This window comes from Pseudomonas sp. BN102, assembly GCF_029871245.1.
GTDB lineage: Bacteria > Pseudomonadota > Gammaproteobacteria > Pseudomonadales > Pseudomonadaceae > Metapseudomonas.
The window spans coordinates 46,468-68,440 of record NZ_SSON01000048.1; the positions used below are offsets into that span (position 1 = coordinate 46,468).

General features: G+C 67.2%; 17 protein-coding genes. 4 read left to right on the plus strand and 13 right to left on the minus strand.

Annotated elements, in window-relative coordinates; translation table 11 throughout:
- Window positions 1-72 precede the first annotated feature (72 nt).
- The 4 genes from E8F12_RS09285 to E8F12_RS09300 form a co-directional block, all read right to left on the minus strand.
- On the minus strand, window positions 73-1,377 hold the full coding sequence (locus E8F12_RS09285; RefSeq protein WP_280324950.1) for an ABC transporter substrate-binding protein: 1,305 nt from the start codon (window positions 1,375-1,377) through the stop codon (window positions 73-75).
- 83 nt (window positions 1,378-1,460) lie between these two features.
- Window positions 1,461-2,810, minus strand: coding sequence for an outer membrane beta-barrel protein (locus E8F12_RS09290; protein WP_280324951.1), 1,350 nt, complete (start codon window positions 2,808-2,810; stop codon window positions 1,461-1,463).
- Window positions 2,811-3,119: 309 nt separating this feature from the next.
- Window positions 3,120-3,344, minus strand: coding sequence for a DUF3820 family protein (locus tag E8F12_RS09295; RefSeq protein WP_280324952.1), 225 nt, complete (start codon window positions 3,342-3,344; stop codon window positions 3,120-3,122).
- Window positions 3,345-3,396: 52 nt separating this feature from the next.
- Window positions 3,397-3,723 (minus strand): DUF190 domain-containing protein, encoded by a 327-nt coding sequence (locus E8F12_RS09300; protein ID WP_280290493.1) that lies wholly within the window; start codon window positions 3,721-3,723, stop codon window positions 3,397-3,399.
- Between the two features lie 167 nt (window positions 3,724-3,890).
- Here E8F12_RS09300 and E8F12_RS09305 point away from each other — a divergent pair, with 167 nt between their 5' ends.
- Window positions 3,891-4,778 carry an HD-GYP domain-containing protein gene (locus E8F12_RS09305; protein WP_280324953.1) on the plus strand — a complete coding sequence of 296 codons (888 nt, stop codon included), beginning with the start codon at window positions 3,891-3,893 and terminating at the stop codon, window positions 4,776-4,778.
- Between the two features lie 17 nt (window positions 4,779-4,795).
- Here the strand turns inward: E8F12_RS09305 and E8F12_RS09310 are convergent, their stop codons facing one another.
- The 4 genes from E8F12_RS09310 to E8F12_RS09325 all read right to left on the minus strand — a co-directional run bounded on the left by E8F12_RS09310 (window position 4,796) and on the right by E8F12_RS09325 (window position 8,069).
- On the minus strand, window positions 4,796-5,539 hold the full coding sequence (locus tag E8F12_RS09310; RefSeq protein ID WP_280324954.1) for an SDR family oxidoreductase: 744 nt from the start codon (window positions 5,537-5,539) through the stop codon (window positions 4,796-4,798).
- A gap of 201 nt (window positions 5,540-5,740) precedes the next feature.
- Window positions 5,741-6,937: a CynX/NimT family MFS transporter gene (locus tag E8F12_RS09315; RefSeq protein ID WP_280324955.1), complete on the minus strand. Its 1,197-nt coding sequence runs from the start codon at window positions 6,935-6,937 to the stop codon at window positions 5,741-5,743.
- The gene (locus E8F12_RS09320; RefSeq protein WP_280324956.1) at window positions 6,924-7,385 is read right to left on the minus strand and encodes a nucleoside deaminase; all 462 of its coding nucleotides are present in this window, start codon (window positions 7,383-7,385) and stop codon (window positions 6,924-6,926) included. The genes E8F12_RS09315 and E8F12_RS09320 overlap by 14 nt, the downstream gene beginning before the upstream one ends.
- A 15-nt stretch (window positions 7,386-7,400) precedes the next feature.
- A complete protein-coding gene (locus tag E8F12_RS09325) occupies window positions 7,401-8,069 on the minus strand; it encodes an ankyrin repeat domain-containing protein (RefSeq protein ID WP_280324957.1) in 669 nt (222 codons plus the stop codon).
- 104 nt (window positions 8,070-8,173) lie between these two features.
- Here E8F12_RS09325 and E8F12_RS09330 point away from each other — a divergent pair, with 104 nt between their 5' ends.
- Window positions 8,174-9,043 (plus strand): LysR substrate-binding domain-containing protein, encoded by an 870-nt coding sequence (locus E8F12_RS09330; protein ID WP_280324958.1) that lies wholly within the window; start codon window positions 8,174-8,176, stop codon window positions 9,041-9,043.
- Window positions 9,044-9,138: 95 nt separating this feature from the next.
- Here E8F12_RS09330 and E8F12_RS09335 read toward each other — a convergent pair whose 3' ends face one another.
- From E8F12_RS09335 to E8F12_RS09350, 4 genes are all read right to left on the minus strand, one after another.
- Window positions 9,139-10,638: an efflux transporter outer membrane subunit gene (locus tag E8F12_RS09335; RefSeq protein ID WP_280324959.1), complete on the minus strand. Its 1,500-nt coding sequence runs from the start codon at window positions 10,636-10,638 to the stop codon at window positions 9,139-9,141.
- Complete coding sequence (locus E8F12_RS09340; RefSeq protein ID WP_280324960.1) at window positions 10,635-13,742, minus strand: multidrug efflux RND transporter permease subunit; 3,108 nt, start codon at window positions 13,740-13,742, stop codon at window positions 10,635-10,637. Before E8F12_RS09340 ends, E8F12_RS09335 begins: the two co-directional genes overlap by 4 nt.
- Window positions 13,743-13,869: 127 nt before the next feature.
- Window positions 13,870-16,962: an MdtB/MuxB family multidrug efflux RND transporter permease subunit gene (locus E8F12_RS09345; RefSeq protein WP_280324961.1), complete on the minus strand. Its 3,093-nt coding sequence runs from the start codon at window positions 16,960-16,962 to the stop codon at window positions 13,870-13,872.
- The gene (locus E8F12_RS09350; protein WP_280324962.1) at window positions 16,959-18,227 is read right to left on the minus strand and encodes an MdtA/MuxA family multidrug efflux RND transporter periplasmic adaptor subunit; all 1,269 of its coding nucleotides are present in this window, start codon (window positions 18,225-18,227) and stop codon (window positions 16,959-16,961) included. Before E8F12_RS09350 ends, E8F12_RS09345 begins: the two co-directional genes overlap by 4 nt.
- 169 nt (window positions 18,228-18,396) lie before the next feature.
- On the opposite strand from E8F12_RS09350, the gene E8F12_RS09355 reads away from it, so the two are divergent.
- A complete protein-coding gene (locus tag E8F12_RS09355; protein ID WP_280324963.1) occupies window positions 18,397-19,830 on the plus strand; it encodes a TldD/PmbA family protein in 1,434 nt (477 codons plus the stop codon).
- Window positions 19,830-21,158: a TldD/PmbA family protein gene (locus tag E8F12_RS09360; protein ID WP_280324964.1), complete on the plus strand. Its 1,329-nt coding sequence runs from the start codon at window positions 19,830-19,832 to the stop codon at window positions 21,156-21,158. The genes E8F12_RS09355 and E8F12_RS09360 overlap by 1 nt, the downstream gene beginning before the upstream one ends.
- Before the next feature lie 171 nt (window positions 21,159-21,329).
- Here E8F12_RS09360 and tpx read toward each other — a convergent pair whose 3' ends face one another.
- Complete coding sequence (gene tpx, locus E8F12_RS09365; RefSeq protein ID WP_280324965.1) at window positions 21,330-21,827, minus strand: thiol peroxidase; 498 nt, start codon at window positions 21,825-21,827, stop codon at window positions 21,330-21,332.
- Window positions 21,828-21,973: the final 146 nt, after the last annotated feature.

Sequence of the window (21,973 nt, forward strand, 5' to 3'; positions counted from 1 at the left end):
GGATTGCATCCGGGCACGAACCGCCCCCTCTCCCCTCGGGGAGAGGGCTGGGGAGAGGGGGGGACCCGCCGCTCAGTACGCGATCGCCTGCATCTCCCCACCCAGGGGAATCTGCGGCGCGGTCTGGTTGCTGGTGATCACCAGGTCATAGGTGAAGGGGCCACCGAGACGCCACTGGCCCGACACCAGCGGGGTCTTGGCGACATTCTTCACCGGGCCGTTCTTCCAGCTCACCGGGCCGACCACGGTATTCAGCTCGGTCTTCAGCAGCGCATCCCGCGTGGCCGCCGGATTGCCCGCCTCCTCGGTGCGCTGGAGGATGTCCACGGCCAGCTCGAACAGCGCATGGACGAAGCCCAGCGGCTGGGTCCACTGCTTGCCGGTGGCCTGGGTGTAGCGCGCGGCCAGCTGCCCGGCGGTGAGGCCATTGAGCGAGGAGCTGAAGGGGTGGCTCGGGCTCCACCAGATTTCCGTGGACAGGTTGTGCCCGGCCTTGCCCAGGGTCTCCACCGCCGAGGGGAAGAGCAGCGCCTTGCCCACCGACATGGCCTTGGGCTGGAAGCCCTGCTGGCGCGCCTGGGTCCAGAAGGTGGTGAGGTCAGGCGGGATAACCACGCCTGTGACAATCTCGGCCTCGGCCTTCTTGAAGGCGGAAATCTGCGCGGAGAAATCGTCGGTCAGGCTCTGGAAGCGGCCCGGGTCCACCAGCTGGAAGCCCTTCTGCGAGAGCACCGGCGGGAAGCCCAGCTTGTCATCGCCCCAGGCGTTGCCGTCGCCGTCGTTGGGAAACAGCCCGCCGATCACCTTGTTACTGCCCATGCCGCCCCACATGGCGGTGTAGCTGGCGATCACGTCCTCCAGGCCCCAGAAGAAGTGATAGGTCCACTCGAAGCCTTCATCCGGCTTGCCGCCACGGGTGAAGAACCAGGGCTGCCAGGGCGCCACGGTGGAGATGCAGGGGATCTCGTTGATCTCGCACTGGTCGGACACCGGGTTGGTGGTTTCCGGGGTGGACGACACCAGCATCAGGTCGATGCCATCGGACAGGATCAGCTCGTTGGCCACTTCGGCGGCGCGGTTGGGGTTGGACTGGCTGTCCTTGACCAGCACCTCCAGGCGGCAGCGCTGGCCGCCCACGGTGATGCTGTTCTTCAGCACCGAAGCGAGGCTTTCGATGATGTAGGCGTCCGCTGCGGCAAAGGGGGCCAGCGGGCCAGTCTGGGGGCTGACATAGCCGATGCGGATGACCTTCTCCGCCGCCAGCAGCGGTCCTGAAGAAAAGCCTGCGAGCAGCGAGCCGCCAGCCACGACGCCGCTTGCCCGCAGGAAATCACGCCGGGAAAGCCCGGCACCGAGGAGTTTCTTGTTGTTGTCCATGGCGTGTACCTCGTCGAGAGCGTGGAACCCGGCGCGGGCTCGCGAAGGCGCCCGGCCAGGACTGGCACTGGGGTGGTGCCCGATCAGAAGAAGACGGTGATGTCGAAGGAGCCGACCAGTTGGCTGTCTTCGCGGCCGTCGCCGAAGGCGTCGCGGCCGTTGCCGCTGTGAATGTCGTAGCGCAGCTCGGGGCGCAGGCGCACGTTGGGCACGGGCGTCCAGGCGAGGTTGGTGGTGAAGCCGTAGAAGCTGCCCCAGCTCGGGTCGGGGATGCCGGTCTGCGGGTCGATGTTGGCCATCACCACATGCACCGGGGCGTCCGTGTAGAACCACTCGGCGCGGCTGTTCCACATCAGGTTGTCGCCCAGGCGGTGGTACCAGTTGACGTCGGTGCCGTACCAGTGGGCGTTGCTCTTGTTGGCAAAGGCGGCGAAGGCCCCGTCCTCCTGCTGGCCGTAGTTGAACTCCACGGCGACGCGGTTGCGCTCGTCGAGCACATGGGAAACCGTCAGGTAGGAGGCGTAGCGGGTCAGGTCCTGGTCCTCGGTCCCGGCCGGGATCGGCGAGCCGCAGGCGCATTCGGCGAAGCTGTCGCCAGCGCCATTGCCGTAGATGTTTTCCCAGTCGACCCAGGTACGGAAATCCGCCGAACGCCAGCGCAGGTTGGCGATCACGTCGGGGTCACCGTTGGGGTCCTGCATGTTGTTCCAGCCCTGCACCACACCCAGTTCGAAACCGAGCATGCTGCCGCCCTCTTCCTGCGGCAGCTTGAAGGAGTAGAGCGCGCCGGTGTGCTTGGCCGGACCGTGCATGAAGGAGTAGGTATGGCTGTAGAAGTCCGTCGGCGCCGGGCTGCCGAGGGCAAAGCCGATCTCGTTTTCCAGCGGGGTGTGGAAGACGCCGAGCATCAGGTTGGAACCGCCAAGCACCGGGATATAGAAGTCCAGGTAGGCCTGGGCGATGTTGAAGTTCTCGTCATTGGCGTCGGCATCACGGTTGACGCCGAAGTCTTCATCGAAGCCGTAGGTCTTGAAGAAGCGTGCGTCCTTGCCATACAGCGCGGTGACGTTGAAGCCCCAATCGGCCTCTTGCGGCATCGGACCGGGGAACGGGCCGACACGACCGACCACATTGCCTTTGGGGGTCTTCTCGATGGCCAGGGCGAACTGGTTGAGGTTGAAGCCTTCGTCGTTGTTGAAGAAGGCCTGCTTGCTCACGTCGTCGCTGCCGTTGTCGTTGTAGATCCAGCCGGCCTGGGCCCAGCCGTGGACCTTGATGCCATGGTCCTTTTCCAGGCTGTCGCCAAAGACGCTGCGGAACAGGGAACCGTCCGGGCCCGATTCGGCGGCTTGGGTGAATGCAGGGAACAGCGCAGCGGCCGCCAGGAGCGGGCCGAGCAGGGAGGACGCGGGAAGATGCTTGCGAGGAATCATGGCAGCTACCTTGTTGTTATTAGTCAGCCTGATGCCGAGTCGGGTCCTGATGGCAGTGCGGCCCTGTCGTTCGGCTGGCTCGCAAGCTACAAGCGCCCTCCTCCCCCAACAATTCCGCTTTCAGCGATTTGAGTGTTTGCGAATCGAGAACAATGGCGGGCGGGCGGCGAGGTAGAGCGGTTGGTGCGGGGATGGGGTGTGGCGGGGGTGGGCGGTTATCGGACGGGATTCGCAAGAGATTGCGGGCTGCTCGAACCCTGAGGGGGCGATTTCAACTGTAGGGGCGAATGAATTCGCCCCTACAAGGAATCAAAAGCGCTGTTGCTTGTTGCGCAGGGGCTCCAGCAACGGCTTCAACCCGTTATGGTCGATCTCCTGCATCAGCATCAGCAGCCGCCCGATCTCGCCCTTGGGAAAGCCCTCGCGGGCGAACCAGTTGAGGTAGTGCCCGGGCAGGTCGGCGAGCAGCCGGCCCTTGTACTTGCCGTAGGGCATCTCACGGGTGACCAGGAGCAGAAGGTCTTCGGGGTTCATCGGGCGGCCTTGTCAGCGATCGGGAGCGGCGATTGTCGCAGAGGCGAATGGCTCAGGCATCCACCGGTGTGCCCAGCAGCCCGAACTCGGCCGGGACCTTGACGTAGAACAGCGGCACACCCTCCTCGTCCAGGCGCTTCAGCAGGGCGTCGCATTCGTCCTCGGAAAGGGCCATGAGGATCAGCATCGGCTGGTCGGCCATCTCGAAGAAGTGGTGGGAATGGAACTGCCTGGTATGGCCGAACCCCTCGATCCCGGAAACCAGGGTGGCGCCGCGCAAGCCCATGTCCATGGCCAGGCCGACTACCCAGTCGGCCAGCATCTTGCCCTGGTGCCGGCGGTTCTGCTGCGTGTAGAGCGTAAGCTGGTAACCCTTCATGACTGCCTCCTGCCCAATTCAAGCATGGCACCCGAACCCTGGACGACGCCCCTTTGTCGATGGCCGGCACCAGCCGATGAAGCGCCCTTCCCAACAGCCGCGGCCGGGCGTAATCAGGAAGGTCCCTCACGTGCTGTTCCACCTCCAACCCTGCGGAGGAACACCTGATGAACATCCCCGGTTACCGGCCCCGTCTCAGCGTCGCGGCCAGCGCCATCCACCCGCTGCTGAAGAGCCTCTACGTGATGGCCGCCCTGGTGGAGGCCCGGGACGCCTATACCGGCGGCCACCTCTGGCGCGTTTCCCAGTTTTCCCAGCTGCTGGCCATGGACATGGGCCTGCCAGCCTCCGAAGTGGCACGCATTTCCCTCGGCGGCTTTCTCCATGACCTCGGCAAAATAGGCGTGCCCGACGCCGTGCTGAATAAGCCGGGCCCGCTCGACGAGCATGAGTTCGAAGTCATGCGCACCCACCCGGAAGTCGGCCAGCGCCTGCTCACAGGGCACCCGCTGGCGCCCCTGGTGCTGCCGGTGGTGCTGATGCACCACGAGACCCCGGACGGCCGCGGCTACCCGCAGGGCCTGCGCGGCGAGGCCATTCCCGTGGAAGCGCGGATAGTCGGGGTAACGGACGCCTTCGACGCGATGACCAGCACCCGCCCCTATCGCAGTGCCATGCCTATCGCCACGGCGCTGGACATCATCGCCGAGTACCTGGGCAGCCAGTTCGATCGCGAATGCGGCGAACGGCTGATCGCCCTGGGAGAGCGCGGCGCCCTGGAGCACATAGTCGGCCACAGCGAGCCGCATATCCCGCTGCAGCACTGCGCCGGCTGCGGACCGATCATAGTGGTCAAGCACAGCCAGCCCAGCGGCTCCCTGGTCTACTGCCGCGCCTGCGGCGGCGAGCACCGGGTGGAACGCGACGGCAAGGAAATGCGCCTGATCTTCACCGGCCGGCTCGGCAATGCGGCAGCGCTGGAGCCGGACATGGACGACTTCCTGCTGGAGGAACTGCTGGAAGAAACCGAGACGCTGCTGGATGTCGCGGCCTGAGCCGATCCGGGACGGGGCTACACGATCCCGCCATTGACCCGCAGGGTCTGGCCATTGACCCAGGCCCCTTCCGGCCCCACCAGGAAGGCCACCAGGCTGGAGATGTCCTCGGGATTGCCCAGGCGCTCCAGGGGTGCCTGCCGGGTCAGGCGCTCCACCAGCTCGACCGGCTTGCCTTCGAGGAACAGATTGGTCGCGGTCGGTCCTGGCGCCACGCAGTTGACCGAGATGTTCCGCCCCCGCAGCTCGCGGGCGAAGATCGCGCTCATGGTTTCCACCGCGGCCTTGGATGCGGCGTAGATCGCATAGCCCGGCAGGCCCATCCCTACCACGCTGCTGGACAGGTTGACGATGCGCCCGCCGCTGCGCAGGCGCGTGGCCGCCAGCTTGAGGGTATTGAAAGTGCCGCGGGTATTGATGGCGAAGAGGCGGTCGAAAAGCGCCGTATCGGTGTCGGCCAGGGGTACCAGGCCGGGCTGGATCACCCCGGCGTTGTTGATCAGGATGTCGATGCCGCCGAACTCCATTTCCGTCTGGTCGAACAACACGGCCACCGCCACCGGGTCGCTGATATCGGCCAGTATCGGATAGGCCTGGCCCCCGGCCAGCCTGATTTCCTGTACCACCTGTTCCGCAGCCTCCGGCCGCGTCGCGTAGTTGACTACCACCTGGATGCCATCGGCGGCCAGGCGCCGCGCAATGGCGGCGCCTATGCCACGAGAAGCCCCCGTGACAATGGCGGTTCTGGCGGATTGCGACATGCGAGCCTCCCGGGAATCACCTCGAAGCCCCGGCCGGTGCCGGCTACAGGGCTATTTCAGTGGTATAGCCGGAGTTGGCGCGGCGTGCGGGACCGGCCATCCGGGACGGCTTGTAGGAGCTGGAGGGCGGATCACGCTTCATCGATCCATCTTGGGAGGCGGGAGACGCCCCGCTGGTGGAAATGAAAGGCGATTTCCACCCTACCCCAACCCGGGTACCGGCTCCTTGACGACCGCTGGCCTGTAGCTCGCCGGGCTGAACAGCCGGGTCACCCCGAGCATCAGCACCACGCTCACCACCAGCACCAGCCAGGCGCTGGTGAAGCTGCCGGTGAGCTCCCGCAGCCAGCCGCTGAGCCAGGGCGAAATGGCGTTGATCAGGAAGCCCACGCCCTGCACGAAAGCCGCCAGCTGGCCGGCCTCGCGGGGGTCGCGGCGGTGGTCGAGGGTGAGGATCAGGCTGAGGGCGAAGCAGGCGCCCAGGCCGAAACCGATCAGCGCCACCCAGAGGCCGGCGAACTCCAGGGGCGCCCAGATCAGGCCGGCGTAGCCCACGACCTGAGCCAGCAGGCTCACCGACAGCAGCGGCCGGCGGTCGCTGCCGCGTTGCGCCAGGGCCGGCATGCTGAGGGCGGCCAGCACCTGGAAGATGGTCATGAATGCCAGCAGCGAGCCGCTGCGGGTCGGGCTCCAGCCGAGTTGCTGATAGTAGGCCGGCAGCCAGGCCACCATGCTCATGTAGCCGCAATTCACCAGGCCGAAATAGAGCGCCAGCAACCAGGCACGGCGATTGCCGAGGAAGCTCGTCGGCCTGGCGGCGGCAACCGGTGCCGGGCTGGGCAAGGGGCGCGCTAGCCAGAGCGCCAGTGCCAGCAGCGCCGGCAGCATCCACAGACCGAGCCCCGCCTGCCAGTGCTCGAACTGCTGCGCCAGCAGCGGACTGAACAGCGCCGCCAGACCACCGCCGCCCATCAGGGACGCCGAGTAGACGCCCATGGCCAGGGCCACGTGGCCTTCGAAACGGCGTTTGATCACGGTCGGAAGCAATGCCTGGATCAACGCAACTCCGGCGCCTCCCAGCAATGCGGTGGCCAGCAGCGGCCCCGCCTGACCACTGAGCAGCCGCGCCAGGCAGGCCCCGGCGATCAGCGCGAGGCCCAGGCCGATGCCGCGGCGCTCGCCCAGGCCGCCGAGGCGGTTGCTCAGCAGGGCCACCAGGCCCATGCAGATCACCGGCAGCGTGGTGAGCAGCGCGGCGGTCTGGAAGCCCATGCCAGTGGCGGCGCGGATGTCCGCCAGCAAAGGGCTGACCGAGCTGAGGATGGGCCGCAGGTTGAGCCCCAGGACCACCAGCAGTGCCCAGGCGGCGAGGGTTTCGAGTCGATCAGCGCGTGGCATGCAGGGCCTTCCAGCGGGCGTAGATCTCGGCCATGGCCGGTTGCGGCAGGTGCTGGATGTCCAGCTTCTGCTGCTGCAGCGGCAGGGCCATCTGCTGGTAGACGGCGGCGGTGGACAGGCCGAAGGGCTCGCCTTCGGCATTGGCCGCGGCGAACACCACCCGGCTGACGCCGCACAGGTGCATGGCCGCCAGGCACATGGGGCACGGCTGGCCGCTGGCGTAGATTACGCAGCCGTCCAGGCGCGGCCCCAGCTGCCGGCTGGCGGCGCGGATGGCCTGGAGCTCGGCGTGGGCGGTGGGGTCCTGGCTGAGGTGGATTTCGTTCACTGCGCGGGCCAGGACCTGGCCATCGCGCACCAGCAGCGCGCCGAAAGGACGGCCGCCCTGCTCGACGTTCTGTCGCGCCAGTTCCACGGCCTGTTCGAGGTAGTTGCGGTCTTCCGACATGGGGTACTCCGATTTTCAGCGGGCGCCGGCAGCGCGCAGCTTGGCGGCAATTTCCCGCTGGCCGCGCTGCTCGGCATGTTGCAAGGGGGTGACGCCGTCACGATCGGGCAGGTCGAGGTCGGCGTCGGCGGCTATCAGCAGCTCGACGATGCGCTGGTGGGCCGTACCGCCGTCGCCCAGCAGCACGGCCTCCAGCAGGCAGGTCCAGCCCAGCTTGTTGACGTGGTCGAGGTCGACGCCGGCGCCGATCAGGGTGCGCACGGTGTCCACGTGTCCGCGCTCGCAGGCGGGGATGAGCGCGGTGCCGCCGAAGCGGTTGGTGCTGCGCAGGTCGGCGCCATGGGTCAGGGTCAGTTCGAGAATCTCCTGGTGGCCACTGGCGCCGGCCAGCAGGTAGGCGCTGTCCTGCATGCGGTTCTGCAGGTTGACGTCGGCTCCGGCGTCCATCAGCCGGCGCGCCACCTCCACCCGGTTGGCGACGGTGGCCAGCAGTAGCGGCGTATTGCCCTGGCCATCGCGCACGTCCACGGCCACGCCCTGCTCGAGCATGGCGTCGACCGTTGGTAGGTCACCCGCGCCGGCGGCCTGCAGCAGGCGCTGTGCCGACGCCTGGTCGGCCGTCGCCTCGCCGACGAGGAGGATCCCGGCGGCAAGGAACAGGGTCGGGATGATTCCGGATTTCATGGCATACCTCCGGGCGCGAAAGAATGGGCGAAATTATGTCTTTCTGGTCAAGTATTCTGAAATTAAATATAACCATACACATCAGTGGCCTTTGGAATACCTACATGTTCGATCCCCTCCTCCTGCGCAGCTTCGTGGCCGTGGCCGACTGCGGCAATTTCACCCGCGCCGCCGAGCGGTTGCACCTGACCCAGTCCACCGTCAGCCAGCAATTGCGTCGGCTGGAGGAAAGCCTGGGTTGCCGCCTGCTGGACCGCAGCCAGCGCCAGGTGGTGGCCACGGCCGAAGGCGAGCAACTGCTGGGCTATGCCCGGCGCATCCTCGCCCTGCAGGAGGAAGCGGCCGACGTGCTGCGCCACCAGCCCGACAGCGGCGTGCTGCGCCTGGGGGTCCCCGAGGACTTCGCCGCCGAACGGCTGATGCCGGTGCTGGCGGAGTTCTCCGCCGCCCATCCCGGTGTGCGCCTGGAGGTGACCAGCGGCCTCAGCCCGGAACTGCTTCGGCTCTACCAGGGCGGTGAGTTCGACCTGCTGCTGATCAAGCGCATGGGCGATCCCGGCGGCAGCCTGGCGTCCTGGCCGGAGCCCCTGGGCTGGGTGGACAGCGCCAGGCAGCCGGCCTTCGGCCGCGAGCCCATGCCCCTGGTGGTGTTCCCCGCCGGCGGCCTGTATCGCAACGAAATGCTCCATGGCCTGGACGTGCAAGGTCGGCGCTGGCGGATCGCCTATTCCAGCGCCAGCCTGGCCAGTGTGCGCGCGGCGGTGGCGGCGGGGTTGGGGGTCAGCCTACTGCCGCTGCGGGTGCTTGGGGCGGAGCATCGGCTGCTGGCGAGCGAGGGACTGCCGGAGATCCAGGGATTACGGTTGGCGCTGTATGGGCGGACGGGGTTGGGACGTGCGGGGGATGAGCTGGTGGAGCGGTTGAAAGCTCTGTGCGGAAGCGATGATCCTTGTGGGGGCGAATTCATTCGCTAAACGAGCCGTAGGCTCGCCCAACGAAATTCCATTGGGGCAGCTGCGCTGCCCTTCGCGAATGAATTCGCCCCCACAGAAAAGCAGTGCCCAATGATTCAGGGCAGCTCTTCGGAATCCGAATCCACCTTCTCCAACTGCCCCTGGTCCCAGCCGCCGCCGAGGGCGGCGATCAGCTGGACGCTGGTGGTCAGGCGGCTGCCCATCAGGGTCAGCACGGTGCGCTCGTTATTCAGGGCGGTGGCCTGGTTGGTGACCACGCTGTTGTAGTCCAGCGTGCCTGCCTTGTACTGGTTGGTGATCAGGCGCAGGGCTTCGCGGGCGGCGTCCAGGGCTTCCTGCTGCACCCCGCTCTCCTCTTCCAGGACATCGAGCTGGACCATGTAGTCCTCGGCTTCGCGGAAGCTGTCCAGTACGGTCTGGCGGTAGAAGGCCACGGTCTGGTCGTAATTCGCCTCGGCCTGGGCCACCTGGGAGCGAATCAGGCCGCCGTCGAACAGGGTCATGGCGAATTCCGGGCCGATGGACCAGAAGCGATTGGGCGTGGTGATCCAGTCCTGCAGGCTGCCGCTGCGGTAGCCACCGGCGGCGCTCAGGCTGAGGCTGGGGAAGTAGGCCGACTTGGCGACGCCGATCTGGGCGTTGGAGGCCATCACGTCGCGCTCGGCGGTGGCCACGTCCGGGCGCCGTTCCAGCAGTTGCGACGGCAGCAGGGTCGGCACCTCGGGCAATGCCGGCACGCTGTCCACCTCGGCCAGGCTGAATTCGGAGGGCGGCAGGCCGACCAGCACGGCGATGGCGTTCTCCAGCTGGGCGCGCTGGTACTTGAGGTCGATGGCCTGGGCCTGGGTGCTTTTCAACTGGGTAGTGGCCTGGGCCACGTCAGCCTTGGTGACGATACCGGCCCTGTACTGGTTTTCAGTCAGGGTCAGCGAGCGCTGATAGGCCGCGACTGTGGCCTCCAGCAGGCGCTTCTGCGCATCCAGCACGCGCAGCTGCAAGTAATTCTGCGCCAGTTCCGACTGCAGGCTGAGGCGCACGGCGGCCAGGTCGGCGGCGCTGGCCTGCATGCTGGCGGTGTCGGATTCCAGCTGGCGGCGCAGCTTGCCCCAGAGGTCGATCTCCCAGTTCACCCCGAGGCTGGCGTCATAGCTCTTGGACACGCCGCCGCCCCCGGAGCTGGTCACGGTGGAGCCGTCGGACAAGCGCACCGTGCTGCTGCCACCGCCCTGCCCCGACCGGGTCTTGCTGGTGGCGGCGGTCACCGAGGGGAAGAACGAGGCGCGGGCGCCACGGGCCAGGGCCTGGGCCTGGCGGTACTGGGCGACGGATTGGGCCAGGGTCTGGTTGGACGTGTCCAGGCGCTGCTGCAGGTCGTTCAGGGTGGCATCGCCGTACAGCTCCCACCAGCGGCCGCGGTGCTCCAGGTCCGCCGGGCTGGCCAGGGTCCAGCCTTCGGCGTGCTTGAACTGCGCCGGCACGCTCTGCTCCGGACGCTGGTAATCCGGGCCTATGGCGCAGCCACCGAGCAGCAGGGCAGCAAGGGCCAGGGCCAAGGCGTGGCGCAGGGGTTTGATGGGATGTGCGGCGGTGTTCATAGGGGTGTTTCCAAAGCAGCGTCGGTACGAACGCCGCGCCAGCGGTTGAAGCGGTGGCGCAGGCGGTCGAGGTAGAGGTAGACCACGGGGGTGGTGAAGAGGGTCAGCAACTGGCTCAGCACCAGGCCGCCGATGATGGCCAGGCCCAGGGGCTGACGCATTTCCGCGCCTTCGGCGCCGCCGATCAGCAGCGGCACGGCGCCGAGGATGGCGGCGATGGTGGTCATCAGGATCGGCCGCAGGCGCAGCAGGCAGGCCTGGCGGATGGACTCGTCCGGGGACAGGCCGTCGTTGCGCTCCAGCTGCAGGGCGAGGTCGATCATCATGATGGCGTTCTTCTTCACCACACCGATCAATAGGAACAGGCCGAGCAGCGAGATCAGGCTGAACTCCCCGCCGGTGAGCAGGATCGCCAGCAGCGCCCCGACACCCGCCGACGGCAGGGTGGAGAGAATGGTCAGCGGGTGGATGTAGCTCTCGTAGAGGATGCCCAGCACCAAGTAGACCAGCACCAGGGCGGCGAGGATCATCCAGGGCTGGTTCTGCTGGGTGGCCTGGAAGGCATCGGCGCTGCCGCCCATGCGCGCGATCACCGAGCTGGGCAGGCCGATGGCGGCCACCGCCTTCTCGATGGCCACGGTGGCCTTGTCCAGGCTGACGCCGGGCGCCAGGTCGAAGGCGATGCTTTCCGAGGCGAACTGGCCCTCGTGGTTTACCCGGTCTTCCTCCAGGCTGCGCTCGTAGCGGGCGAAGCTGGACAGCGGCACGCGCTGGCCATCGGCGGTAATCAGCTGGACCTGCTTGAGGGTCTCGGGGTCCTGGGCGTACCTCGGGTTGACCTCCATCACCACCTGGTACTGGTTCAAGGTGTCGTAGATGGTGGAAATCTGCCGCTGGCTGTAGGCGTTGTTCAACGCCGAGCTGACCATGGCCATGTCGACCCCCAGGCGCTTGGCGGTGTCACGGTCCACCACCAGGGTGACCTGCTGGGCGCCCTCGCCTTCGTTGGCGTCGATGGCGGTGAGCTCCGGCAGGGACTTCAGCGCAGCGGTGACTTTCGGGCCCCAGGTGCGCAGGTCGGTCAGTTCGCCGGACTGCAGCACGTACTCGTATTGCGAGCTGCGCTGCTCGCGGCCACCACCGAACTGCAGGTCCTGGTCGGCCATCAGCATCAGTCGGCCGCCGGGTACCTTGGGCAGGCTGGCGCGCAGCCGCTCGATGACCTTCTGCGCCGAATCCTTGCGCTCCTTGATCGGCTTCAGGCGCACGATCATGAAGGCGTTGTTGATGCCGCCGCTGCCGCCGATGAAGCCGGCCACGCTTTCCACCGCCGGGTCCTTGAGCACCGCGCGGCGGAAGATTTCCATCTTCGGCTGCATCACGGTGAAGGACAGGCCATCGTCACCGCGGATGAAACCGATCAGCTGGCCGGTGTCCTGCTGCGGCAGGAAGGTCTTGGGCACCAGCACATAGAGGGCGACGTTGCAGGCGATGGTCAGCAGCAGGCTGGCCAGGGTCAGGCGCGGATGGCGCAGGGCCACGCCCAGGGTATGGTCGTAGGCGCCGACCATGCGCTGGTGCAGCGCTTCGCTCCAGCGTTGCAGGCGGCTGTCCTGGTCCGGCACATGAGGCTTGAGCCAGCGCGCGCAGAGCATGGGCGTCAGGGTCAGGGACACCAGCAGCGAGACCAGGATGGCCACCGCCAGGGTCAGGGAGAACTCGCGGAACAGCCGGTCGATGATGCCGCCCATGAAGAGGATGGAGACGAATACCGCCACCAGCGAGAGGTTCATCGACAGCAGGGTGAAGCCCACTTCACGGGTGCCCTGCAGCGCCGCCTTGAAGGGCGCCATGCCGTCGTTGATGTGCCGCGAGATGTTCTCCAGCACCACAATGGCATCGTCCACCACCAGGCCGGCGGCGAGGATCAGTGCCATCAGCGAGAGCACGTTGAGGGAGAAACCCATCAGGTACATCACGGCGAAGGTGCCCACCAGCGACACCGGCACCGCCAGCGCCGGAATGAGCGAGGCGCGCAGGTTGCCGAGGAACAGGTAAACCACCAGTATCACCAGCGCCACCGCGATCAGCAGGGTGCGCTCGGCTTCGTGCAGGGTGGCGCGGATCACCGGCGAACGGTCCATGGCCAGGTCCAGCTTGACGCTGGCCGGCAGCACCGCCTGCAAGGCGGGCAACTGCTGCTTGATGCTTTCGATGGTCTCGATGATGTTGGCGCCGGCCTGGCGGTTGATCACCAGCAGCACCGCCGAGTCGTCGTTGAAGAAGCCGCTGTTGTAGCGGTCTTCCACCGCGTCGCGAACCTTGGCCACGTCGCCCAGGCGCAGGGCGGCGCCGTCCTGGTAGCGAAGGATCAGCGGCGCGTAGTCGGCGGCCTTTTCCAGCTGGTCGTTGGCGCCCACCTGCCAATGCCTGCCGGCATCTTCCACCGCGCCCTTGGGCCGGCGCTGGTTGGCCGCGGAGATGGTGTCGCGCACGTCGTCCAGGGCGATGCCGTACTGGGTCAGCAACTGCGGCTCCAGCTCCACCCGCACCGCCGGCAGCGAGCTGCCGCCGATCTGCACCTCGCCCACGCCCTTAACCTGGGACAGGCTCTGGGCCAGGATGGTCGAGGCCATGTCGTAGAGCTGGCCCTTCTCCAGCACGTCGGAGGTCAGCGACAGCACCATGATCGGCGCCTGGGACGGGTTGACCTTCTTGTAGGTGGGCATGCTGCGCATGCCGCTGGGCAGCAGGTTGCGCGAGGCGTTGATGGCCGCCTGCACGTCGCGGGCGGCGCCGTTGATGTCCCGGTCCAGGTCGAACTGCACGATGATCCGCGTCGAGCCCTGGCTGGTGCGGCTGGTCATCTGGTTGATCCCGGCGATGGTGCCGAGGGACCGTTCCAGCGGCGTGGTGACGCTGGAAGCCATGATTTCCGGGCTGGCGCCGGGCAGGCTGGCCTGCACCGTGATCACTGGGAAGTCCATCTGCGGCAGCGGCGACACCGGCAGCAGGCCGAAGCTGACGCTGCCCAGCAGCAGGATCGCCAGGCTCAGCAGCATGGTGGCCACCGGGCGATGGATGAAGGGGGCGGAGAGATTCATAGCCAATCACCCCCTCTCCCGCTCGCGGGAGAGGGTTGGGGAGAGGGCAAGGTGAGAGCCCTCTCCCCCGGCCCCTCTCCCGTAAACGGGAGAGGGGAGACAAGCAGCAAGCGCGAGCAAAAACGGCTCATACCGCCACCCCCGCCGCGCTGCGGCCGGTGAAACGGCGGGCCAGCCGGTCGAAGGCCAGGTAGATCACCGGGGTGGTGAACAGGGTCAGCACCTGGGACAGCAGCAGGCCGCCGACCATCACCAGGCCCAGGGGCTGGCGCAGTTCGGCGCCGGAGCCGGTAGCGAGCATCAGCGGGATGGCGCCGAACAGGGCCGCCAGGGTGGTCATCAGGATCGGCCGGAAGCGCAGCAGCGCCGCCTGGTAGATCGCGGCCTCGGGCGACATGCCCTGGTGGCGCTCGGCCTCCAGTGCGAAGTCGATCATCATGATCGCGTTCTTCTTGACGATGCCGATCAGCAGGATGATACCGATGATGGCGATCAGACCCAGGTCGTTGCCGGTCAGCAGCAGCGCCAGCAAGGCGCCGACTCCGGCCGAGGGCAGCGTGGAGAGAATGGTCACCGGGTGGATGTAGCTCTCGTAGAGCACGCCCAGGACGATGTACATGGTCACCACGGCGGCCAGGATCAGCAGCAGGGTGCTGGACAGCGACGCCTGGAAGGCCGCCGCCGCGCCCTGGAAGCGGGTCTGGATGCCTTCCGGCATGCCGATTTCCTGCTGCACCCGCTCGATCACCGCCACCGCCTCGCCCAGGGCGACGCCGGGAGCCAGGTTGAAGGATAGGGTCACTGCCGGGAACTGGCCGATATGGTTGATCGCCAGTTGCGCCTGGCGCTCCTCCACCTTGGCCAGGGCCAAGAGCGGCACCTGGGTGCCGGCGCTGGTGGCGACATGGATCTGCTGCAGCGCCTGCGGGCCGATGCGCTCGCCGGCGGCGGATTCCAGCACCACGCGGTACTGGCTGGCCTGGGTGAAGATGGTGGAGATCTGCCGCTGGCCGAAAGCGTCGTAGAGCGCATCGGTGATGGCGGAGATTTCCACGCCCAGGCGCCCGGCCATGTCGCGGTCGATGTTCAGGTAGACCTGCAAACCCTTGTCCTGCAGGTCGCTGGCCACATCCGAGAGCTCCGGCTGCTGGCGCAGGGCGTCCACCAGCTTGCCGGTCCACTCGTTGAGCAGCTCGGCGTCGGGCGACTCCATGCTGAACTGGAACTGGGTGCGGCTGACCCGGTCTTCGATGGTCAGGTCCTGCACCGGCTGCAGGTAAAGACGGATGTCGCTCTGCCGGTCAAGTTCGGGCTGCAGGCGCTGGATCACGTCGCTGGCGGTGACGTCGCGTTCGCCGTGGGGCTTGAGGTTGATCAGCATGCGCCCGCTGTTGAGGGTGACGTTGTCACCGTCCACCCCGATGTAGGAGGTCAGGCTGGCCACCGCCGGGTCCTTGAGGATCAGCGCGGCGACCTTCTGCTGGCGCTCGCTCATGGAACGGAAGGACACCGATTGCGGCGCCTCGGTGATGCCCTGGATGACGCCGGTGTCCTGCACCGGGAAGAAGCCCTTGGGCACGGCGAGGTAGAGCACCACCGTCAGCGCCAGGGTGCCGACGGCCACCAGCAGGGTCAGGCCCTGGTGCCTGAGCACCCAGGTCAGGCCGCGGCCGTACTGGGCGATCATGCCGTCGATGAAGTTGCCGCTGGCCTTGTAGAAACCACCCTCCTCTTCCTTGGTTTCGCGCTTGAGCAGGCGGGCGCACATCATCGGCGTCAGAGTCAGGGATACCACCAGCGAAATCAGGATGGCCACCGCCAGGGTGATGGCGAACTCGCGGAACAGCCGGCCCACCACATCGGCCATGAACAGCAGCGGGATCAGCACGGCGATCAGCGAAAAGGTCAGCGAGATCAGGGTGAAGCCGATCTGCCGGGCGCCCTTGAGTGCAGCCTCCAGCGGTGTCGCGCCCTCCTCCAGGTGGCGGGCGATGTTCTCCAGCATGACGATGGCGTCGTCCACCACGAAGCCGGTGGCGATGGTCAGGGCCATCAGCGTCAGGTTGTTGATGGAGAAGCCGGCCAGGTACATCACCGCAAAGGTGCCCACCAGGGACAGCGGCACGGCGATGGACGGAATGAGGGTGGCGCTCATCCGCCGCAGGAACAGGAAGGTCACCATCACCACCAGGGCGATGGCGAGGAACAGTTCGTGCTGCACGTCGGTGATGGCGGCGCGGATGGTCTGGGTGCGGTCGGTGAGCACCACCACGTCCAGGCCCGCCGGCAGGTTGGCGGTAATGGTCGGCAGCAGCGCCTGGATACGATCGACGACTTCGATGACGTTGGCGCCGGGCTGGCGCTGGATGTTCAGCAGCACCGCCTCGTTCTCGTTGGCCCAGGCGGCCAGGCGTTCGTTTTCAGCACCGTCGACGATCTCGGCCACGTCCTTCAGGCGCAGGGCCGCACCGTTCTGGTAGGCGAGGATGAGGTTGGCGTACTCCTCGGCGGATTTCAGCTGGTCGTTGGCATCCAGCATGGAGACGCGGGTCGGGCCGTCGAAGTTGCCCTTGGGCTGGTTGACGTTGGAGGCGCCCACCAGGCTGCGCACGTCCGACAGGTTCAGGCCATTGGCCGCCAACGCCTCGGGATTGACGCGGATGCGCACGGCCTGGCGCTGGCCACCGGCGATGCTGACCATGCCGACGCCATTGATCTGCGCCAGCTTCTGCGCCATGCGGGTGTCCACCAAGGTATGCAGCTTGGGCAGCGGCATGGTCTTCGAACTGATGGCCAGGGTCAGCACCGGGGTGTCCGCCGGGTTGACCTTGTTGTACACGGGGGGCGCCGGCAGGTCATTGGGCAACAGGTTGGTAGCCGCGTTGATGGCTGCCTGCACCTCCTGCTCGGCGACGTCCAGCTTGACCTCCAGGCTGAAGCGCAGGGTGATGACCGAGGCACCGCCGGAGCTGGTGGAGGACATCTGCGTCAGCCCCGGCATCTGCCCGAACTGGCGCTCCAGGGGCGCGGTGACGGCGCTGGTCATCACGTCCGGGCTGGCACCCGGATAGAGGGTCAGGACGCGAATGGTCGGGTAGTCCACCTCCGGCAGCGCGGACACCGGCAGCAGGCGGTAGGCAATCAGGCCGGCGAGGAGGATCGCCAGCATGCTCAGGGTGGTGGCGACCGGTCGCAGGATGAACAGGCGGGAGAGGTTCATACGCCGCCTTTCGTGCCCTGGCCTTCAGGCTTGGCGCCCTGCAGCTGCTCGGTGGGCTGGGCGGGCACCTCGTCGGCGTCGTGCACCACTTCCACCTCGCTGCCATCGCGCAGGCGGTCGGTACCTTCCAGCACCACCCGCTCGCCCGGTTGCAGGCCACTCTTGACCACGGTGCGCTCGCCATCGTCCGGGCCGGTTTCCAACTTGCGCACCCTCACCTTCTTCTCGCCATCCATCACGTAGGCGAAGGTGCCCTGACTGCCGAACTGTACGGCGGCCGACGGGATCAGCACGGCCTTCGGCAGCAGGTCGGCGCGCAGGCGGATATTGACGAACTGGTTGGGGAAGAGGATTTCGTCCTCGTTGGCGAAACGCGCCTTCAGCTTGAGGGTGCCGGTGGTGGTGTCGATCTGGTTGTCCAGGCTCTGCAGCACGCCTTCGGCCTGCAGGCGCTTGTCGTCGCGGTCCCAGGCCTCCACCACCAGCGGCTGGCCGGCGCGGAAGCGGCCGACCACCGCCGGCAGCTGGCCCTCGGGCAAGGTGAAGGCGACGCTGATGGGTTTGGTCTGGGTGATGACCACCAGTGGCGTGGTATCGCCGCTGCTGACCAGGTTGCCCAGGTCCACCTGACGCAGGCCGAGGCGGCCGGCGATCGGCGCGCGCACCTGGGTGAAGCCGAGGTTGAGCCCGGCTTCGGCCACCGCCGCTTCGTCGGACTTGAGGGTGCCGCGGTACTGGTTCACCAGCGCTTCCTGGGTGTCCAGGGTCTGCTTGGCGATGCTGTCCTCGGCATACAGGCCGCGGTAACGCGCCAGGTCGATCTCGGCGTTCTTCAGCTGGGCGCGGTTCTGCGCCAGCGTGCCTTCGGCCTGCTGCAGGGCCACCTGGTAGGGTCGCGGGTCGATCACCGCCAGCAGGTCGCCGGCCTTGACCTGCTGGCCTTCCTCGAACTGCAGCTTGACCAGCTCGCCGTCGACGCGGCCGCGCACGTTCACCGTGTTCAACGCGGTGACGGTGCCGAGGGCCTTGAGATAGACCGGGAAGTCGCCCTGGGTGATGGGGGCCACGCGCACCGGCACGGGGCCCGAGAAGGCACCGAAGCCCGGACGGCCCGGCCCTCCCCTGCCGCCCTGCTGGTTGGCCTTGGCGGCGGTTTCCGGCCAGAACCACCAGATCAGCACCAGCAGCGCGAGCAAGGTAAAGGCAATGGTCAGCCAGTGACGGAGGGAACGGGAAAGCGGGGTCTTCTCAGTTTTCGGGGACATGATCGAGGTCGAGCTATGCGAGAGCGTGAACGATAAGCAGTTGAAAGCAGAAGGCAAAGCCAATTTACCGGCTATTTACTCAGTGCTTACGCCGCTGACTAGACTAGAGGCTTGCCGCCCATCGCAATGGTTCGGCCCCTCGTGAATTCACAGGTTCAGGGAGAGTTCCGTGTTCGAAGGTATCCGGCAGCGCTTTGCCGCCCTCACCACCCGCGCCGAGTTCCACTCGTTGCGCGTTGTCCGCCAGACCGCGGAGCAGGCCATGCTGCGCCGCGGCGTCGCCGAGCCACCGTTCCTCACCCGGGACATGGGCGCCATGCTCAGTGTGCGCCTGGCCGGCGTCGAAGCCTATGCCGCCACCGCCGATCTCAGCCCGGCCGGCCTGCAGCGGGCACTGGAGCGGGCCGAGGAACTGGCCCGTCAGATCGCCCGCCATGCCCTGGTGGAGCAAAGCCGCCTGGAGCCGCCCCGGGACGGCGCGCGCTACCAGTCGCCGGGGCTGGATGCACCCTTCCCCGGGCTCGCCGAACGCTTCGACCTGCTGGCGGAGGAGTCCGCGCGCATTCCCACCGACCCGCGCCTGGTCAACTGGAGCCTCTACCTGGACTGCCAGCGCTTCGAGCAGCTCTACCTCAACAGCGCAGGCGCTGAGCAATGGCAGGACCTGCGCTTCACCTACCCCGGCATCAGCGCCACCGCCTTCGACGGCAGCGACAGCCAGACTCGCAGCTTCGGCGGCTACGGCAGCGGCCAGCAGGGCGGCGGCGAAGTGCTCCAGCGCCTGGGCTTCCAGGGCGCCGCCGCGCGGGTGGCCGACGAGGCGCTGCAGCTGCTGCTGGCACCCAACACCCCGAGCGGCACGACCGACCTGCTGTTGATGCCGGACCAGATGATGCTGCAGATCCACGAATCCATCGGCCATCCGCTGGAGCTGGACCGCATCCTCGGCGACGAACGCAACTACGCCGGCACCAGTTTCATCGGCCTCGAGGACTTCGGCCGCTACCAATACGGCTCCGAGCTTCTGAACATCAGCTTCGACCCCGGCATCGCCGAAGAGTTGGCCAGCTACAGCCACGATGACGATGGCATGCCGGCACGCAAGGAAATGCTGATCCAGGGCGGCCTGTTGCTGCGGCCGCTAGGTGGCGCCCTGTCGCAGCTGCGCAGTGGCCTGCCGGGGGTGGCCAACAGCCGCGCCAGCAGCTGGAACCGCGCGCCCATCGACCGCATGGCCAACCTCAACCTGGAACCGGGCGACCAGACCCTGGCGCAGCTGATCGGCGGCATTGAACGCGGCGTGCTGATGAGCACCAACAGGTCCTGGTCCATCGACGATGCGCGCAACAAGTTCCAGTTCGGCTGCGAATGGGGCCGACTGATCGAGGACGGCGAGCTCCGGGGCGTGGTGAAGAACCCCAATTACCGGGGCGTTTCCGCGCACTTCTGGCGCAGCCTCGCCGCCGTGGGCGACGCCAGTACCTTCGAAGTCCACGGGACGCCCTTCTGCGGCAAGGGCGAGCCCAACCAAGTGGTACGCGTGGGCCATGCCTCGCCGGCATGCGTCTTCAGACAGGTGGAAGTCTTTGGAGGAGCCCAGTGATGGCCGACGCAGAATCCCGCTTCACCGCCCTCGCCGACAGCCTCGGCGCCAGCCTGCAGGCAGGCGAGGACTTCAGCCTCTGGTACAGCGCCGAGGAGTCCGAGTTCATCCGCCTCAACCGCGCCCAGGTGCGCCAGGCCGGCCATGTCAGCCAGGCCACCGGACGCCTGCGGCTGATCCGCGACGAGCGCAGCGCGGAGATCGCCATCACCCTCTCCGGCGACCTCGACTGCGACCGCCGGAACCTGGCCGAAGGCCTGGTGCAGCTGCGCCTGGTCGTCGGCCAGCTGCCCCCCGACCCTTACCTGCAGCTGGAGCGCTCGGCCTGGCACCGGCGTTCGGTAGACGAGGCCGCCCTACCCGACTGCGCCACGGTGCTGGCGGAAATAGATGCCGCGGCAGCTGGCCTCGATCTCGTCGGCATCTACGCTGCCGGCCCGCTCTATCGGGGCTTCGCCAACAGCTTCGGCGCCTTCGGCTGGCACGCCGCGCACTGCTTCAATTTCGACTGGAGCCTGTTCCACGCCAATCAACAAGCGGTGAAGGCCGACTATGCCGGCGCCCGCTGGGACGCCTCCGAGTTCGCCAGCCGCTTTGCCGGCGCCCGCCAGCAGCTGGAACACCTGGGCAAGCCGCTGCGCCACCTGCACCCCGGCGACTACCGCGCCTACCTGGCGCCGGCGGCCCTCGACGAGATCCTCGGCATGCTCTCCTGGACCGGCTTCTCCGCCCGTGCCCTGGCCGACAAGGAAAGCCCGCTGCAACGCCTCCAGGACGGCAGTGCCCATCTCAGCCCGCTGCTCAACCTGGACGAACAGGTGGCCGGCGCCCTGGCCCCAGCCTTCGGCCCGGAAGGCGCGCCGCGCAGTGATGTGGCCCTGGTCCGCGACGGCCGCCTGACCGGCCAGTTGGTCTACCCGCGCAGCGCCCGCGAATACGGCCTGGAGGCCAATTGCGCCGATGCCAACGAAGCGACCCAGTCCCTGGTCATGGGCCCCGGCACCCTGCCCCTGGACGCCGTACTGGAGCGCCTGGGCACCGGTCTCTATATCGGCAACCTCTGGTACCTGAACTGGTCCGACCTGCCTGCCGCGCGCATGACCGGCATGACCCGCTTCGCTACCTTCTGGGTGGAGGACGGCCAGATCCAGGCGCCGGTGGACACCATGCGCTTCGACGACAGCCTCTACAGCGTCCTCGGCGACCAACTCGAAGCCCTGACCCAGGAGCGCCAGCTGCGGCTGTCCAGCAGCACCTACGGCGAGCGCCAGACCTGGTCGGCGCTGCTGCCGGGGGCGCTGGTCGGTCGGTTGAAGCTGACCCTGTAGGTTGGGCCGGGCGGCGCTCCGCTGAGCTCGACAAAGCCCGACACGACGACGCACCGGCCGGACACCTGACGTTGGGCCGCGCTGCGCTTGGCCACAACCTACGGGGAATCCGAGTGCGACGGGCACAAAAAAAGGGAGGCCACTGGCCTCCCTTCTTCATCACGCCATCCCTTACAGGGCAGCGACGGCCGCCGCGTAGTCAGGCTCGTTGGCGATCTCGGCCACCAGCTCGCTGTGCAGCACCTTGTCGTTCTCGTCCAGCACCACCACGGCGCGGGCGGCGACGCCGGCCAGCGGGCCGTTGGCGATGGCTACGCCGTAGTCCTTGAGGAAGGAGGCGCCGCGCATGGTGGACAGGTTCACTACGTTGTCCAGGCCTTCGGCGCCGCAGAAGCGCTTCTGGGCGAACGGCAGGTCGGCGGAGATGCACAGCACCACAGTGTTGGGCAGCTTGCTGGCTTCGACGTTGAACTTGCGCACGGAGGTGGCGCAGGTCGGGGTGTCGATGCTCGGGAAGATGTTGAGCACTTTGCGCTTGCCGCTCAGGCTGGCCAGGGTCACGTCGGACAGATCACTGCCGACCAGGCTGAAGGCCGGTGCTTGCTGGCCTTTCTGCGGCAGCTGGCCGTCGACGTTGATCGGGTTGCCCTTGAGGGTTACTTGAGCCATTGCATGTGTCCTTGTTTCAGGTGGGGTTGTATCAGAACGCAGAGTTAAGCATGTGCCGCGGAAAAAGTCCTGACTCCAGAGTCAGATACGACCGAATGGATACGTGCGGGGATGCTAGCTCATCCACCTTGTGCAGCACAGCCAGC

What these genes read in the sequence shown, in the direction of transcription:
- E8F12_RS09285 (WP_280324950.1), bottom strand. Translation starts at nt 1,377, where the DNA reads ATGGACAACAACAAGAAACTCCTCGGTGCCGGGCTTTCCCGGCGTGAT.
- E8F12_RS09290 (WP_280324951.1), bottom strand. Translation starts at nt 2,810, where the DNA reads ATGATTCCTCGCAAGCATCTTCCCGCGTCCTCCCTGCTCGGCCCGCTC.
- E8F12_RS09295 (WP_280324952.1), bottom strand. Translation starts at nt 3,344, where the DNA reads ATGAACCCCGAAGACCTTCTGCTCCTGGTCACCCGTGAGATGCCCTAC.
- E8F12_RS09300 (WP_280290493.1), bottom strand. Translation starts at nt 3,723, where the DNA reads ATGAAGGGTTACCAGCTTACGCTCTACACGCAGCAGAACCGCCGGCAC.
- E8F12_RS09305 (WP_280324953.1), top strand. Translation starts at nt 3,891, where the DNA reads ATGAACATCCCCGGTTACCGGCCCCGTCTCAGCGTCGCGGCCAGCGCC.
- E8F12_RS09310 (WP_280324954.1), bottom strand. Translation starts at nt 5,539, where the DNA reads ATGTCGCAATCCGCCAGAACCGCCATTGTCACGGGGGCTTCTCGTGGC.
- E8F12_RS09315 (WP_280324955.1), bottom strand. Translation starts at nt 6,937, where the DNA reads ATGCCACGCGCTGATCGACTCGAAACCCTCGCCGCCTGGGCACTGCTG.
- E8F12_RS09320 (WP_280324956.1), bottom strand. Translation starts at nt 7,385, where the DNA reads ATGTCGGAAGACCGCAACTACCTCGAACAGGCCGTGGAACTGGCGCGA.
- E8F12_RS09325 (WP_280324957.1), bottom strand. Translation starts at nt 8,069, where the DNA reads ATGAAATCCGGAATCATCCCGACCCTGTTCCTTGCCGCCGGGATCCTC.
- E8F12_RS09330 (WP_280324958.1), top strand. Translation starts at nt 8,174, where the DNA reads ATGTTCGATCCCCTCCTCCTGCGCAGCTTCGTGGCCGTGGCCGACTGC.
- E8F12_RS09335 (WP_280324959.1), bottom strand. Translation starts at nt 10,638, where the DNA reads ATGAACACCGCCGCACATCCCATCAAACCCCTGCGCCACGCCTTGGCC.
- E8F12_RS09340 (WP_280324960.1), bottom strand. Translation starts at nt 13,742, where the DNA reads ATGAATCTCTCCGCCCCCTTCATCCATCGCCCGGTGGCCACCATGCTG.
- E8F12_RS09345 (WP_280324961.1), bottom strand. Translation starts at nt 16,962, where the DNA reads ATGAACCTCTCCCGCCTGTTCATCCTGCGACCGGTCGCCACCACCCTG.
- E8F12_RS09350 (WP_280324962.1), bottom strand. Translation starts at nt 18,227, where the DNA reads ATGTCCCCGAAAACTGAGAAGACCCCGCTTTCCCGTTCCCTCCGTCAC.
- E8F12_RS09360 (WP_280324964.1), top strand. Translation starts at nt 19,830, where the DNA reads ATGGCCGACGCAGAATCCCGCTTCACCGCCCTCGCCGACAGCCTCGGC.
- tpx (WP_280324965.1), bottom strand. Translation starts at nt 21,827, where the DNA reads ATGGCTCAAGTAACCCTCAAGGGCAACCCGATCAACGTCGACGGCCAG.